Source organism: Staphylococcus sp. FSL W8-0271 (assembly GCF_038006605.1).
In the GTDB taxonomy this organism is placed as follows: domain Bacteria; phylum Bacillota; class Bacilli; order Staphylococcales; family Staphylococcaceae; genus Staphylococcus; species Staphylococcus cohnii.
In genome coordinates, this window is sequence record NZ_JBBOVM010000001.1 from 1,050,132 (window position 1) to 1,064,930 (window position 14,799).

General features: G+C 32.1%; 16 protein-coding genes, 8 tRNA genes and 1 riboswitch. Of the genes, 17 read left to right on the plus strand and 7 right to left on the minus strand.

Translation table 11 applies throughout. The features are described from left to right. Positions 1 to 342 precede the first annotated feature (342 nt). The 8 genes from NST87_RS05230 to NST87_RS05265 all read left to right on the plus strand — a co-directional run bounded on the left by NST87_RS05230 (position 343) and on the right by NST87_RS05265 (position 1,061). A tRNA-Met gene (locus NST87_RS05230) sits at positions 343 to 416 on the plus strand. A gap of 11 nt (positions 417 to 427) precedes the next feature. Continuing rightward, positions 428 to 503, plus strand: a tRNA-Asp gene (locus NST87_RS05235). Between the two features lie 18 nt (positions 504 to 521). Continuing rightward, positions 522 to 594 (plus strand) — tRNA-Phe (locus NST87_RS05240). 11 nt (positions 595 to 605) lie between these two features. Then, positions 606 to 681, plus strand: a tRNA-His gene (locus NST87_RS05245). A 13-nt stretch (positions 682 to 694) separates the two neighbouring features. After that, positions 695 to 768, plus strand: a tRNA-Gly gene (locus tag NST87_RS05250). A gap of 10 nt (positions 769 to 778) precedes the next feature. Further along, positions 779 to 853, plus strand: a tRNA-Asn gene (locus NST87_RS05255). Between the two features lies 1 nt (position 854). After that, positions 855 to 926: transfer RNA gene (locus tag NST87_RS05260), tRNA-Glu, on the plus strand. Positions 927 to 972: 46 nt separating this feature from the next. Then, a tRNA-Ser gene (locus NST87_RS05265) sits at positions 973 to 1,061 on the plus strand. 293 nt (positions 1,062 to 1,354) lie between these two features. Here NST87_RS05265 and NST87_RS05270 read toward each other — a convergent pair. Further along, entirely contained in the window at positions 1,355 to 1,525 is a 171-nt protein-coding gene (locus NST87_RS05270) for a hypothetical protein (RefSeq protein WP_019468057.1), read from the minus strand. Between the two features lie 373 nt (positions 1,526 to 1,898). On the opposite strand from NST87_RS05270, the gene menE reads away from it, so the two are divergent. Together menE and menC are read left to right on the plus strand one after the other, a co-directional pair. Next, positions 1,899 to 3,287, plus strand: a complete 1,389-nt coding sequence (menE, locus tag NST87_RS05275) for an o-succinylbenzoate--CoA ligase (protein WP_064264383.1) — start codon at positions 1,899 to 1,901, stop codon at positions 3,285 to 3,287. 12 nt (positions 3,288 to 3,299) lie between these two features. Next, a complete protein-coding gene (gene menC, locus NST87_RS05280; RefSeq protein ID WP_019468059.1) occupies positions 3,300 to 4,304 on the plus strand; it encodes an o-succinylbenzoate synthase in 1,005 nt (334 codons plus the stop codon). On the opposite strand, the gene yidD is transcribed toward menC, so the two are convergent. Then, on the minus strand, positions 4,301 to 4,537 hold the full coding sequence (yidD, locus tag NST87_RS05285) for a membrane protein insertion efficiency factor YidD (protein ID WP_019468060.1): 237 nt from the start codon (positions 4,535 to 4,537) through the stop codon (positions 4,301 to 4,303). The genes menC and yidD overlap by 4 nt on opposite strands. Before the next feature lie 61 nt (positions 4,538 to 4,598). Between yidD and ytkD the strand changes: the two genes are divergently transcribed. Together ytkD and NST87_RS05295 are read left to right on the plus strand one after the other, a co-directional pair. Continuing rightward, complete coding sequence (gene ytkD, locus NST87_RS05290) at positions 4,599 to 5,081, plus strand: RNA deprotection pyrophosphohydrolase (RefSeq protein WP_026034750.1); 483 nt, start codon at positions 4,599 to 4,601, stop codon at positions 5,079 to 5,081. Beyond that, a complete protein-coding gene (locus NST87_RS05295; RefSeq protein ID WP_019468062.1) occupies positions 5,065 to 5,865 on the plus strand; it encodes an alpha/beta hydrolase family protein in 801 nt (266 codons plus the stop codon). Before ytkD ends, NST87_RS05295 begins: the two co-directional genes overlap by 17 nt. 34 nt (positions 5,866 to 5,899) lie before the next feature. Here the strand turns inward: NST87_RS05295 and pckA are convergent, their stop codons facing one another. Next, positions 5,900 to 7,486, minus strand: a complete 1,587-nt coding sequence (gene pckA, locus NST87_RS05300) for a phosphoenolpyruvate carboxykinase (ATP) (protein WP_019468063.1) — start codon at positions 7,484 to 7,486, stop codon at positions 5,900 to 5,902. A gap of 156 nt (positions 7,487 to 7,642) precedes the next feature. Then, positions 7,643 to 7,755, plus strand: a riboswitch (SAM riboswitch). A 111-nt stretch (positions 7,756 to 7,866) separates the two neighbouring features. On the opposite strand from pckA, the gene metK reads away from it, so the two are divergent. The 3 genes from metK to NST87_RS05315 all read left to right on the plus strand — a co-directional run bounded on the left by metK (position 7,867) and on the right by NST87_RS05315 (position 11,355). Beyond that, positions 7,867 to 9,063 (plus strand): methionine adenosyltransferase, encoded by a 1,197-nt coding sequence (metK, locus tag NST87_RS05305; RefSeq protein ID WP_340721376.1) that lies wholly within the window; start codon positions 7,867 to 7,869, stop codon positions 9,061 to 9,063. A gap of 93 nt (positions 9,064 to 9,156) precedes the next feature. Next, positions 9,157 to 10,065: a nuclease-related domain-containing protein gene (locus tag NST87_RS05310; protein ID WP_019468065.1), complete on the plus strand. Its 909-nt coding sequence runs from the start codon at positions 9,157 to 9,159 to the stop codon at positions 10,063 to 10,065. A 453-nt stretch (positions 10,066 to 10,518) separates the two neighbouring features. Continuing rightward, the gene (locus NST87_RS05315; protein WP_019468066.1) at positions 10,519 to 11,355 is read left to right on the plus strand and encodes an aldo/keto reductase; all 837 of its coding nucleotides are present in this window, start codon (positions 10,519 to 10,521) and stop codon (positions 11,353 to 11,355) included. Positions 11,356 to 11,432: 77 nt separating this feature from the next. Here NST87_RS05315 and NST87_RS05320 read toward each other — a convergent pair whose 3' ends face one another. The 3 genes from NST87_RS05320 to NST87_RS05330 are packed head-to-tail and all read right to left on the minus strand — an operon-like array spanning position 11,433 to position 12,517. Then, positions 11,433 to 11,789 (minus strand): fluoride efflux transporter FluC, encoded by a 357-nt coding sequence (locus NST87_RS05320; protein ID WP_019468067.1) that lies wholly within the window; start codon positions 11,787 to 11,789, stop codon positions 11,433 to 11,435. Beyond that, positions 11,786 to 12,151 (minus strand): fluoride efflux transporter CrcB, encoded by a 366-nt coding sequence (gene crcB / locus NST87_RS05325; protein WP_064264047.1) that lies wholly within the window; start codon positions 12,149 to 12,151, stop codon positions 11,786 to 11,788. The genes NST87_RS05320 and crcB overlap by 4 nt, the downstream gene beginning before the upstream one ends. Before the next feature lie 60 nt (positions 12,152 to 12,211). Next, positions 12,212 to 12,517, minus strand: a complete 306-nt coding sequence (locus tag NST87_RS05330) for a hypothetical protein (protein WP_019468069.1) — start codon at positions 12,515 to 12,517, stop codon at positions 12,212 to 12,214. A gap of 286 nt (positions 12,518 to 12,803) precedes the next feature. On the opposite strand from NST87_RS05330, the gene NST87_RS05335 reads away from it, so the two are divergent. Together NST87_RS05335 and NST87_RS05340 are read left to right on the plus strand one after the other, a co-directional pair. Beyond that, positions 12,804 to 13,517 carry a transaldolase gene (locus NST87_RS05335; RefSeq protein WP_019468070.1) on the plus strand — a complete coding sequence of 238 codons (714 nt, stop codon included), beginning with the start codon at positions 12,804 to 12,806 and terminating at the stop codon, positions 13,515 to 13,517. A gap of 395 nt (positions 13,518 to 13,912) precedes the next feature. Continuing rightward, entirely contained in the window at positions 13,913 to 14,362 is a 450-nt protein-coding gene (locus tag NST87_RS05340; RefSeq protein ID WP_019468071.1) for a hypothetical protein, read from the plus strand. A gap of 4 nt (positions 14,363 to 14,366) precedes the next feature. Here NST87_RS05340 and NST87_RS05345 read toward each other — a convergent pair whose 3' ends face one another. Beyond that, on the minus strand, positions 14,367 to 14,789 hold the full coding sequence (locus NST87_RS05345; protein ID WP_019468072.1) for a competence protein ComK: 423 nt from the start codon (positions 14,787 to 14,789) through the stop codon (positions 14,367 to 14,369). Positions 14,790 to 14,799 lie beyond the last annotated feature (10 nt).

Here is a 14,799-nt window from a genome sequence, read left to right on the forward strand (position 1 = left end):
TTTAATTATAAAGTGAATAGTTTTTTATAGCTTGCCAACATTTTAAGTGAATAAACTTCGGCAAGCTATAAAAACAAATAAATTTGTGTCATTTATCAACTAAAATTATAATATTATAGTTATATTCCTTTTTTACACAAAATACTTTAATGAAAGCATTGACGAAAGTAATAAAAGTTTATATACTAAATAAGTATTCAGAAATGAGATGGGCTTAACCACTCATTATGACATTTAATTTTTAATTATAAATTAATTATTTGTAAATTAATTTTAAAATAATGTTGATTTTGTAATGGCAATATGGTATATTTAATAGGTAGGCGTCATTAATAATATTAACGCGGGATGGAGCAGTTCGGTAGCTCGTCGGGCTCATAACCCGAAGGTCGGTGGTTCGAATCCGCCTCCCGCAATTACATAATTTGGTCTCGTAGTGTAGCGGTTAACACGCCTGCCTGTCACGCAGGAGATCGCGGGTTCGATTCCCGTCGAGACCGCCATTATTGATTTACTATTAAGGTTCAGTAGCTCAGTTGGTAGAGCAATGGATTGAAGCTCCATGTGTCGGCAGTTCGACTCTGTCCTGAACCATTTTATTTTTGGCGGTTGTGGCGAAGTGGTTAACGCATCGGATTGTGGTTCCGACATTCGTGGGTTCGATTCCCATCAACCGCCCCATAATCGTTATCAAGCGGGTGTAGTTTAATGGCAAAACCTCAGCCTTCCAAGCTGATGTTGTGGGTTCGATTCCCATCACCCGCTCCATTCAAATTAATCCACAGTAGCTCAGTGGTAGAGCTATCGGCTGTTAACCGATCGGTCGTAGGTTCGAGTCCTACCTGTGGAGCCATGGCCCCGTGGTCAAGCGGTTAAGACACCGCCCTTTCACGGCGGTAACACGGGTTCGAGTCCCGTCGGGGTCATACAAACAGAAGTGAAATATCGCTTCTGTTTTTTTAATTCTATATTGGAGAGTTGTCCGAGTTGGCCGAAGGAGCACGCCTGGAAAGTGTGTAGGCGCCACAAGCGTCTCGAGGGTTCGAATCCCTCACTCTCCGTTAATTACATAATTTGAGTTTCTTTGAAACACCGTAACCTTTGATATATTTGGGTTTCGGTGTTTTTATTTTGCATAGGTTTTTAATATTTTGTCATTTCATGGTCAAAATGGCCAAAAATATAATTCTACGCCATTGACCAAAGCGTTGACAAATTAACTCAGTATTACCTGTGGTGCAAGGCTTTCTAGTATTATTATTTTGTTATTGATAGATTAAGAATCATCATATAACCATCTTTTTAAATAATATGGGATGCCGTCTCTTTACTTAATGATTAATTATACTAAGCGTTATGGTTTATCAATTTTAATTGCAATGTCTTCTAATCTATCTTTTACTTCTTTTAGTGTATGGCTCTCTGAAAAAGTGAAATGAAACGGGGTATTTTTGTTTGTTTTTGCATATATTGTTATTAAGTCATAATATAAGCCTTGCTCAATTTCGTATTTGATAAATTTCATTTTATTTTTATCTCCTTCATCATATATATATAATTAAAAACGTTTATCTTTCTTCTTATCTAATTATGCTATAAGTATAGGAGAGGGAAGAGTTCGAACCTCTGACACTTTAATAATCTATTAAGATAACGAGAAATACTTTCATAGACAGTTTTTTGTTTATGTGCTTATAATTATTTGAAAGCGAAGTCATTTTTACTATCATATCACCAAAATTCATCGCATACAACTTAAATTTTGACTGTTTTACAAAAGAAATGTAAACAAATAGTATAAATATGTATTTACGGTAAGAGTAATTAATAAAATGCATCAACTCTGTTAAATCAAAGTAAAAACGTTATAATGGTCAATGAGATGGAGGAATGACAGATTGGAATTTTGGTTGAAAACGCAAGCAAAACAAAATGGAGATAAAATATTTATTGATGATGGTACCAATAAAATTACCTTTGCTTCAATGTATTACGAGGCAAGTCGATTAGCTTATCAAATAAAACAATTGAAAAAAAAGCGTATAGGTATATATATAGAAAATCAAATTGAATCTATTACTTTGATTAATGCGTTGTGGTTAGCAGGTGTAGAAATAGTGATGCTAAACACGCGTTTAACCAAAGAAGAAATGCAAAATCAGTTATACTCTATAGAAACCGATACAGTTATTACTACTAACAATTTATTGTTACAAGACATAGAGATAATTGACTTTAATGAATTAAGAAAAGAGGTTTCTGACAACACGTTTGAGGCTATATTCAATTTGGATCGAATTGCTTCAATTATGTTTACATCTGGAACAACTGGACCACAAAAAGCAGTTCCTCAAACTTTTAGCAATCATTATGCAAGTGCAGTTGGTTGTAAAGAAAGTTTAGGATTTGGTCAAGACACAAAATGGTTATCTGTGTTACCTATTTATCATATATCTGGTTTAAGTGTCATACTAAGAGCACTTATGGAAGGCTTTACAGTACGTATTGCAGCGAAGTTCAAATCACAAGTAATTCTTGAAATAATCCAAAAAGAGTTACCAACACATGTATCATTGGTTCCACAAACTTTAAAATGGTTAATGGAAGAAGGTTTGGATCAACCATTTAATATACAAAAGATATTGTTGGGTGGGGCTAAACTTTCTAGTACTTTAATTGAAAATGCTTTGAAATCAGAATTGCCAATTTATAATTCATTTGGAATGACTGAAACATGCTCTCAATTTTTAACAGCATCACCAAATATGTTAGCGAAGCGATATGATACTGTTGGAAAACCAAGTGAAAATGTTTTTGTTAAAATAAAAGACCCTAACGATCAAGGACATGGAGAACTGCTTATCAAAGGTGATAACGTTATGAATGGGTATCTATATCCTGAGAATTTAATGGCTACTTTTGAAAATGGTTATTTTAAAACGGGAGATATTGCAGAAATTGATGAAGACGGTTATGTAATGATTTATGACAGACGTAAAGATTTAATTATTAGCGGTGGCGAAAATATATATCCATATCAAATAGAATCTGTGGCAAAACTTCATGAATCAATTGTTGATGCAATGTGTATTGGGGAACATGACAGTACATGGGGAGAAGTACCTTATTTATATTATGTTTCAAAAACAGAATTATCAAATGAAGAATTATTGGCACATTTTAAAACGCATATAGCGAAGTATAAAATCCCGAAATATTTTAAACATGCAACAGAATTACCTTATACATCTACAGGTAAATTGCAACGAAAACATTTAAAAAATTAGGCGTGAGCAATTATGAAATTGAGTGAAATGAAACTTTATATTTGTAATAATTATTTTAAGCATGCAATCGTTACTCCTAAAGTAACAATGGACAGGCGTAAAGCACTTTTTGTTGAGTTTATAACTGATAAGCATATACATTATTTTGGAGAGTGTAACGCTTTTGAAACAGATTGGTATGCAGATGAAACAATAGAAGTAGTTTATGACCAAACAATAAAGTGGTTTGAAGCATATAAAAACCATGAATTTGAACGCTTTTCGGATGTACAAAATGCACTTCAATGTTTGGAGCAATATCCTGCTACACGAAGTATGATTGTGATGGCCTGTTATCAGGCTTTTTACGAATTGGAAACGTTTAATGTACCCTATGGTGCTACAGTTAGTGGTCTAACATATAAACATATTTTCAACTTAAAAGACACACAACCACAACGCGTAAAAATAAAATGGTCTGAAAATATTTTAGAAGATGTAATACAGTTGAAGAGATTGCCATTTAAATCTCAAATCGTCATTGACGCTAATGAATCAGTTAAAAATAGTGAATTTGAGAAAGTTATGCTACTTTCTAGCAGCGAGATACTTTATTTAGAAGAACCTTTTAAAGATATACAAAAATTAAAAGATTTCAAAGATTCTGAATTACCTCCCATAGCCATTGATGAAAAGGCAGTATCATTGAAAGCAATTTTATATTATGTTGAAAATTATAAAATTGAAGTTGTGGTATTAAAACCATTTAGACTCGGCGGCCTTGATAAAGTCATGGAAATAATTGAAATATTGGAACAAAAACATGTGAAATTTGTCATTGGTGGTATGTATGAATATGGTTTGAGTCGTTATTTCACGGCTTTATTAGCACGATATGCCACTTATCCAAGTGATATTACACCACACGGATTTTATTTTGAAAATGATATTGTAGCGCATTCGGGCATATTAAAAAGAGGCTCAATTTATTTTGAACCTCCTTTTGTAAACAAGTTTTATTTAACTCAGATTAATTAAAGTTTATGCTTTTTATCTTTTTTTAGTGGTACTGGATCAAATCCACCTTTATGGAGTGGATGACATTTTGAAATACGTTTAACACCTAACCAAGTACCTTTGATGGGTCCGAAAACTTCTATAGCTTCTCTTGTATATTCAGAACAGGTGGGGTAAAAACGACATGTAGCCGGAGTCATCGGAGAAATGAAATGTTGATATATATAGATAAGACTTAGAAAGATTTTTTTCATAATATTTTGCCTCCAACAATTTACATAGCAATGATAGTTTAACATATATAAAGGGAGTTTGATGTTTGTGAAGTTTAAAGATAAAGAAAATGATGATGTCTATTTATCATTAAAGGATGAAAACGACATCCCGGATGGTGATCATGTCTTGGTTATTCCTATATATCAAGGACAATTGCTTTTCACCAAACATAAATTAAGAGGCATAGAATTTCCAGGAGGCAAAAGAGAAGAAGGAGAATCGAGTGAACAAGCGTGTGAAAGGGAATTGTTTGAAGAAACAGGTGCGCTTATAAATATCAAAGACCAACATTATATTGCTCAATATTGTGTTAATCGACAAAATAGTCTACCGTTTACAAAAGATGTTTTTATGGTTAAAGTAGATCGATTACAAACCAAAAATGATTATTTAGAAACTGAAGGTCCATTACTTTTCAATAGTATTTCAGACATTAAAGAAGAACGTAAAAGTTATTTATTGAAAGATGCTGCAATCTTACAATGTTTAGAGAGAGTGATCGAACTTGGATTTTATGCATAAAAAAAGAATGCCTATAGAAGTACCTGACCATACTTTTGAAGAAGTCACTTACAAAGTAGATGGCATTAATGTTAGAGGTTTATTAATGCAACCTCATAAAAATGTAAAGAGAATTGTTGTATATTTGCGAGGTGGTAAAGGGCAAGTCGGCAAAGTAAGAGCAGGGAGACTAATGCAATTTTCAGATGCGCAAACACTTGTATTTGGGCCGTATTATAGAGGTAATAATGGTAGTGAAGGCAAAGATGAATTTTATGGCAGAGATTTAAATGATGTTACGGTTGCTATACGAATATTAAATACACTATATCCAGAGGCTTATATTCATATGATAGGCTTTTCTAGAGGTGGATTACAAGGGTTACTTACATTTCAGGATTTGCCTATAACTAGTTATATTATTTGGGGTGGTGTGTCCGATATTCGTCTCATGTACGAGGAAAGAATAGATTTAAGGGGGATGTTGAGGAGGATGGTTGGACATCCAAAGAAAAAAGAAAATGCATATAAGCAAAGAGATGCGATAACTAATATACATGCCGATAGTCCGCCGATACTTATAGTACACGGAGGAAAAGATAAACAAGTAGGGATTCACCAAGCCTATTATTTGGAAACACAATTGAAACATATTGGTACAACTTATCAAACATTTTACCAAATGGATGAAGGCCATGTACCAAGGCCATTTGCGATGAAAAAAGCGTTAGCTACAGTTAAACAATGGATGGCACAAGTGGAAAAAAATAAAACAATTACTAATAAAGCACATGGACCACAATAGTAATGTGGTCCATGTGCTTTATTTAGTATTTTATTTAAAATCCACCGTTTTGTGCTAAATCTGAAACTTCATCGCCAAATTTTTCGAAATTATGTTTAAATCTGTCTTTTAAATCTTGCGCTTGTTCTCTATATGCCTCTGGCTTACTCCAAGCATTTATAGGATTTAGTAATGTTTGAGGTACATCATCAACTTCCACTGGTATATTTAATCCAAACATATCATCTTGAATATACTCCGTATCTCTTAATTGACCAGTAATTGCCTGATTGACCATTTGTCTCGTATAATTTAAGCTAATACGGCGTCCTGTACCATATTTACCACCAGTCCAACCGGTGTTTACTAAGTATACATCTACATCGTGTTTATCTATTAAGTTACCTAGCAAGTCTGCATAAACTTTTGCGTGTAATGGTAAGAAAGGTGAACCGAAACATGTTGAGAAAGATGGTTCAGGTTCAGTTATACCTCTTTCTGTTCCTGCAAGTTTAGCTGTGAATCCACTTAAAAAGTGATACATTGCTTGATCTTTGTTGAGTTTTGAGATAGGTGGTAACACACCAAAAGCGTCAGCAGTTAAGAAAATAATCGTATTTGGATGTGCTGCTTTGGAAGGTGTAACGATATTATCTATATGATTGATTGGATAAGCGGCTCTCGTATTTTCAGTATAATAGTTATCATCAAAGTCGACATCGCCTTCTTCGTCTACAACAACATTTTCTAAAATCGTACCGTATTTAATTGCTTCATAAATTTGAGGTTCTTTTTTGTAAGAAAGGTTGATTGCTTTTGCATAACAGCCACCTTCGATATTAAAAATACCATTTTCATTCCATCCGTGTTCATCATCACCAATTAACTTTCGAGTTGAATCTGCTGAAAGCGTGGTTTTACCTGTTCCAGAAAGTCCAAAGAATAGAGCTACGTCACCTTTTTCACCAACGTTTGCGGAGCAGTGCATACTCATAATATTATCTTTAGGTAGTAAGTAGTTCATTACGGAGAAGATACCTTTTTTCATTTCACCAGCGTATTCAGTTCCGCCAATTAAAATGACCTTGTGTTTAAATGAAGTAATAATAAATGTTTCTGAATTTGTACCATCTTTACTTGGATCAGCTTTAAAATATGGTGCCGATACAATAGTAAAGTCAGATTTGATTTCTTCTGCTTCTTCTTTTGTTTCGGGACGAATAAACATATTTTGTGCAAATAGATTATGCCAAGCCAATTCGTTTACAACTGTTAGTTTAAGTTGTGAATCCTGATCACTACCTGCATATCCTTTAAATACATATAATTCATCTTTTTCATTTAGATAATTTAATACCTTATCATATAACTTTAAAAATGTGTCCTCTTCAATAGGTTGATTGATATTTCCCCAATCAATGTCATCTCTGTATGATGGTTCATTAACAATAAACTTATCCTTCGGTGAACGACCAGTGTATTTACCTGTTTTAGCGTTAATTGCACCTAGTTCGGTTAATTCTCCTTCATTGTTATTAAGAATTTTCTTATACAACTGTGTTGTGGATTGTTGAAATAATGAAGTCTTCTTGTCCAAAATATTTTGAACTTTTTTTGTGTAAGTGTATGTATCTACCGCCATACTAAATCCCTCCAACGCTATTAAATTAATGTAAGCCTTTACAATTACAGAGTATAACACATATGATTGATTAGTCCACACCATATTTAAAGGAAATTAAATAAATATCAAATTGACATTACTACTTAGTTTCGGTACTATAGTGATTAACGGATTCTCTTATCCTGAGTGGCGGAGGGACATGGACCCAATGAAGCCCAGCAACCTCTTCTTACAATGAAGAAAGGTGCCAAACCGTTTGCGGACAAATAGCGTCTGAACGATAAGAGCGAATGGACGTATAAGGGCCTTCTCTCTATTCATATAGTGATGAAGGCTTTTTTTAATGAGCTCAATCAAAGAGAATTTTCGTAATCAAAGACAAAGGAGCAAGTTAATTTATGACTTATAATAGAAGATTATTTACTTCAGAATCGGTTACAGAGGGGCACCCAGATAAAATCGCTGACCAAGTGTCTGATGCAATTTTAGATGAAATTTTGAAAGACGATCCTAATGCGCGAGTTGCTTGTGAAACAACGGTAACTACAGGTATGGCATTAATTTCCGGAGAAATTTCTACTGCTACTTATGTAGATATACCTAAAGTTGTAAGAGAAACAATTAAAAATATCGGATATACACGTGCGAAATATGGTTATGATAGCCAAACGATGGCTATATTAACCGCAATTGATGAGCAATCACCTGATATTGCACAAGGTGTCGACAATGCCTTAGAATATCGTGACAATATATCAGAAGAGGAAATTGAAGCAACTGGTGCAGGTGACCAAGGTTTAATGTTTGGTTATGCGACGAACGAAACGGATACTTATATGCCGTTACCAATATTTTTATCGCATCAATTAGCTAAACGATTATCAGATGTGCGAAAAGATAAAATTTTAAAATATTTGCGCCCAGATGGAAAAGTTCAAGTGACAGTGGAATATGATGAACAAGATAAACCGCATCGTATAGATACAATTGTCGTTTCAGCTCAACATGCAGAAGATAATACTTTAGAACAAATTCAAGCTGATATCAAAGAACATGTTATATATCCAACAGTACCTGAGGGATTAATCGATGATAATACAAGATTTTATATTAATCCGACTGGAAGATTTGTAATCGGCGGACCTCAAGGCGATGTTGGTTTAACAGGTCGTAAGATTATCGTAGACACATACGGTGGTTATGCACGTCATGGAGGAGGTTGTTTTAGCGGGAAAGATCCTACAAAAGTAGATCGTTCAGCTACTTATGCTGCTCGTTACGTAGCCAAAAATATTGTTGCTGCTGATTTAGCTGATAAATGTGAAGTTCAACTCGCTTATGCAATTGGTGTAGCGGAACCAGTTTCGATTGCGATAGATACTTTTGGAACAGGAAAGGTAAGTGAAACAGAACTAGTAGCTGCTGTTAGAAAACACTTTGATTTAAGACCAGCAGGCATTATTAAAATGCTAGATTTAAAACATCCAATTTATAAACAAACGGCTGCGTATGGCCACTTTGGACGAACAGATATACTGTTACCATGGGAAAAATTAGATAAAGTTAATTTATTAAAAGATAGCGTAGAAATATAAGCACGAAGTATTTATTTTTTAACTTTACTATCGAATGATGAGCTCATATCTATTATAATTAAGTTACTGAACACATAAAGGAGCGTTGTTGTTATGAATTCATTTGGCCCGATAGAAATTGGTTTAATCGTGGCAATAGTCGTAGCAGTTATTTGTTTAATCTTATTTTTAGTTGCTTTGAAAAGTAAGAAAAAAGCACAGCAAACCATCGAGGAGCAATATAAATCAAGAGAACAAAAACTTAGCGATGAACATGATGAAGAGTTAGAAAAAGAAAGAATTGAAAATAAAAAGCAAGTTACTAAACAAAAAGAGGACTACGAAGCTACAGTAAATGCGAAAGATCAAGAAATAGATGCATTGAAACTGTTCTCAAAAAATAAAAGTGAGTACGTAACGGATATGAGATTAATTGGTATTCGCGAGCGTCTAGTTAATGAGAAACGCATTCGACCAGAAGATATGCATATCATGGCAAATATTTTCTTACCTAAAAATAACTTCAGTGATATACGTCGTATAAGTCATTTAGTACTTACGCGTACAGGACTATATCTCATTGATTCTCAGTTGTTAAAAGGTCATGTGTTTAATGGCATTAATGCTAACCAATTCAAAGAACAACCGATGATGGAACAAGTGTTTGATACGTTAAACCTTGATAAACAAACGGCACAAACATTAGTAATGGATCAAAATGATGATAAAGATTCTTTATCATTTGTGAATTATACAAATTATTTAAATGAAATTGAAAAACTAGCTGGTGAATTACAAACAGAATTAAACTTGAAGTTCACACCGACGTCAATCTTATATTTTAATCCTAAAGATGAAGGTGCTGTGACTATTTCAAATTATGCACAAAGTACCAATTCTAAAGTGTTAGTTGGACCAGAACAACTTGATGAATACTTTAATAAGTTTGTTTTTCATGGTCGTATCCAGTACAATGTTGAAGATTTACAACGTGTGATGGATGAAATTGAAACATTTAACTAATAAAGTATCAAAAATATAAATCTTAATACAATATGCTCATAAATGAATTTTTTGAAAATTTATTTATGGGCTTTTTTTTATCAAAATTTCATATGTATTAGCTTGTATTTCTTAAACGCAAGCTTCAATATTTCGTTTTAAGTTTATTTGCCTATCAGTAATAGAGTATCCAAGACTCCATTTATTAATGATATCCTAACTATATACAACACAATAGAGACTTGAATCTTGGAACAAATGTGCTTAAACTTAATTTTTAAAGGTGTTTTTGTTTAGCGAAAGTGACAAAGGATATTTTAGTATTTTACGTCTATATTTTTAAATTATAGTCGAAATGAATGACAAAAATAACTATTTTAAAACAAATTATTTAATATTTAGGCATTTTAATTTAATAGTTTGCCAATTTTGATTATTATTATAGTTAGTTTAATAGTAAAGGGGAGCTCAAATTTGGAATTTGTAACTTTTTATAATGGTAATGAAATGCCTATCATAGGTTTAGGTACTTTCCGAGTTGAAAATAATGATGAATGTAAGAAGGCAGTTAAACATGCAATTGAAAATGGATATAGACATATTGATACTGCAATGATATACGAAAATGAAGAGATGGTTGGACAAGGTATTGCAGAAGGACTAGCTTCTACAGGTTTAGAAAGAAGTGATCTTTTTATTACATCTAAATTATGGCTCGATGATTACGGTCGTAATAATGTAGCTGAAGCTTATGAGACTAGTTTAAATAAACTAGGTTTAGATTATTTAGATTTATATTTAATGCATTGGCCAGGTCTAGATGAAGCGTTAATGATAGATACTTGGCAAGGTATGGAAGATTTATATAAAAATGATAAAGTTAAAAATATAGGTGTTAGTAATTTTAATGCAGAACATTTAGAAGCATTACTAGCTCAAGTTTCGATTAAACCTGTGATTAATCAAGTTGAATTTCATCCTTATCTCACTCAGTCAGAATTGAGAAGATATTTAGAAGTTCAGAATATACATGCAGAATCTTGGTCACCACTAATGAATGCACAGATTTTAGAAGATGATACAGTTAAGTCGATAGCATCAGAAATAAATAAAACACCTGCACAAGTTATTATTAGATGGAATATTGAACATGATGTAGTCGTAATACCTAAATCTGTCACACCAACTAGAATTCAAGAAAATTTAAATGTATTTGATTTTGAGTTAACTAAAGCACACATAGAGCGATTAGACAGTTTAAACGAAGATAAAAGAATAGGCCCAAATCCTTCAGAATATAGTGGGCATTAAAAAATTGAAATAAAATATTGAAAAAGACCGTAAGTATAGTAGTTAATAACTATATTTACGGTCTTTTGTTATGTAAGTTAAACCATGAAATATCCTAATAAACATGCGACGAAGGACACTACATATTGTAAAATTGAATAAACAATAAAGTGAAATACGTGCTTGTTTGTTGTTAACATTTGAACTAACTCAGATGACAAAGTTGAAAAAGTTGTTAGTCCACCTAGAACGCCGACAATTAAAAATGTGTTAATCCAAGAAATATTTAAAGCAAGACCCATGAGCAAACCAATCAAAAAACTACCTAAAATATTTACGACAGGTGTTGCAATAGGTAATGCACTATCAATTTTATTGTTAAAGAAGTTTGTAACAACAGAACGAAGAACTGCGCCTATTCCGCCACCTAACATAACTAAAAATATTTGACTCATGATAAATGTGCCCCCATTTTAACACCGATATAACAAACAAATATACCTATGATGTAACTAAGTAAAGCGTAGGTTATGAACAGTACATATGCTTGTTGTTGTAATATGCCAACAAGTTCGAATTGAAACGTTGAAAAGGTGGTAAGTGCACCAAGAAACCCAGAAGTCATACCTTTTTTAAGTAGTGGATTGTTTCTAAAATACCGTATTGCTAAAGAACCTAACAAGCCCATAAAAAATGCACCTATAATATTTGCAATAAACGTGCCAGATGGAAATCCATCATTAGTATTTAAAAAAGATAATAGATAGCGAATGAATGTCCCAAGGGCACCGCCAATAAAAATATATAAATATTGCACGATGATTTCTTCCTTTCAAAAAAATAAACTACAAAAGTAGTATAACTTTTGTAGTAAAAATTAGAAAATAATACCAAATGTTGAAAGAGAAGCTATAATATGAATGGCGATCACAATTAATAAGATATAAGGTAAAATTTTACTAACCGGTCGAATCCAGTCTGAATCTTCATGTAAATGTTTAACGGATTTATCAGAAAAGATAATAGCAATTATTAAAATAATAGCATTGATAATACTACAAACAAAAATAAGTTTAATCATTGAATTAAAGTGCATATTTAATAGAGGGTTTCTAGTATTAAAATAAAAGCTAATAATAATTAAAATGCATGATAAATAAAAATAAAGTTTTGAACGTGCCATAATTACCTCCTAATGCAATTCATTATGTAATAATACCATAAATTAACTTAAAGTTAACTAAATTTACAATAAGAAAAATATTTTAGTGAATAATAATATAAATTATAAAGCTCGTCTATAGTGAATCCAGGTTGATAACCAATTATTGTATTTTTAGTAAGTCATCATCTATAAGCAGAAAAATAGAATTTATGACATAAAGGTGGTATAAATAAAGTGTATGGTTTAAACCGTTATAAAAATAATTCTTTATAGAATTATTTATTTTAGTCAGGAGGAATTAGTAATGGCAAATTTAAATGTTGAAGTGTTTGCAGATGGTGCAGATATTGAAGAAATGAAAGCAGCTTATAAAAATAAACAAGTAGATGGTTTTACTACAAACCCAAGTTTAATGGCAAAAGCAGGTGTAACAGATTATAAAGCTTTTGCTGAGGAAGCTGTGCGTGAAATTCCTGATGCTTCAATTTCATTTGAAGTATTTGCAGATGATTTAGAAACAATGGAAAAAGAAGCAGAAATTTTAAAACAATACGGAGATAATGTTTTTGTTAAAATTCCAATTGTAAACACTAAAGGCGAATCAACTATTTCTCTAATTAAAAAATTATCAGCAAACAATGTTCGTTTAAACATTACTGCTGTTTATACATTAGATCAAGTTAAAGAAATTACTGACGCTGTAACTGAAGGTGTTCCAACTTATGTTTCTGTATTTGCTGGACGTATTGCAGATACAGGTGTAGATCCAATTCCATTGATGAAAGAAGCAGCTGAGGTTACACACAGTAAAAAAGGTGTAAAATTATTATGGGCAAGTTGTCGTGAAGTCATCAACGTAATCCAAGCTGATGAAATTGGTGCTGATATTATCACATGTCCTGCAGATGTAGTTAAAAAAGTGAATAATAATTTAGGACGTGACGTTAACGAATTATCAGTAGATACAGTCAAAGGCTTTGCGAAAGACATCCAAAGTTCTGGACTTTCTATTTTATAATCGTGAGCTCAGTAAGTTCATTGCTGAGTTAATGCTAATCTAAGAGAATAAAAAAACACTTTCGTAGAATTCATTGCTTAATGAATTGATACGGAAGTGTTTTAATTTTTATCAACATTGCTGACACACTTTAAAATTTAAAATACGGTTGTTGAAATAATGATGATGAGTGCACAGAAAAGTTGTATTATTAATACATTGTTGAGTTGATTTGCGTGGGTTTGAGTTAATTGATTTTCTAGTCACAATGGAAACAAGAATTATCGGATAGTCCACTTTAACTAAGAAAATGTAATTTGATTAAAAAATTTTTATAATTTCATTGAAACCATGAGATAAATAACTTATCCTTTATAATGATAGTATAAGTGTTATACATTTAAGGAGAAACTTTAATGAAGGCAAATATTTTTAAACAGAAAGTTAAAAAGCATTTATGGTTTTTAAATAAAAAAGAGAAACATCAACTAGACCAAGTATTAACAAATGTCTTGGATAAACACCATGAAGAAGAACTCAATCGACCGATTGCGTTTTCCAATCAATTTTTGAAAAATTATATCTTTGAAGAAAAAATAGTTTCATCAACTTATTTCTTCATGTTATTAATTAGTATTTTATTTACATATATTATTTTATTAGGATTATTTTTATTTGCTTTATTGACAAGTTTGTCATCAGTCCAATTTTTTATTAAACCAGAAGTTGATTTATCTAGTGTTATAGTTATATTGACACTTATTGGTGCAGTATTATTACTGATAATTAGCCTGTATTTAATTAAGGTAGTAACAGGCTATTTTACGAAAAAGCTATTAGAATATAAACACAATAGATCACTATGATGCGTTAAATTAAAAGGTGAGAAAGTGTAATACTTTCTTGCCATTTTTTATATACAAAAGTGTAGGGTGCATCAACGATGATATATGTAGCATTTTCAAAATAAATCGTTGTTTGATCATTATTTGATTTAATGCCAACAATCGCATTTGCATTAATGTAGTATTGCAAGGGCGCACGCCTCGCTTTAAGAGGAAATAAAGTGATTTGTGGAGTAATAAATATGGGGACCATCTTTCTTATTTTTAAAATTTGTTTAGCTTGTTTTGTTTGATAAGAGAGAGATAAGCCATAGGTTTCAAGTAGATAAGTAATTGTAGGCATTATTGAAGTAGGATAGTGAAATTGATGTGTGGTATATTGTCCTATTGTTATGATTTCATTTCCAGCAACTGATTTTAAGTATAATAATTTTGTAAACTGTGTCATTTTCCAACTC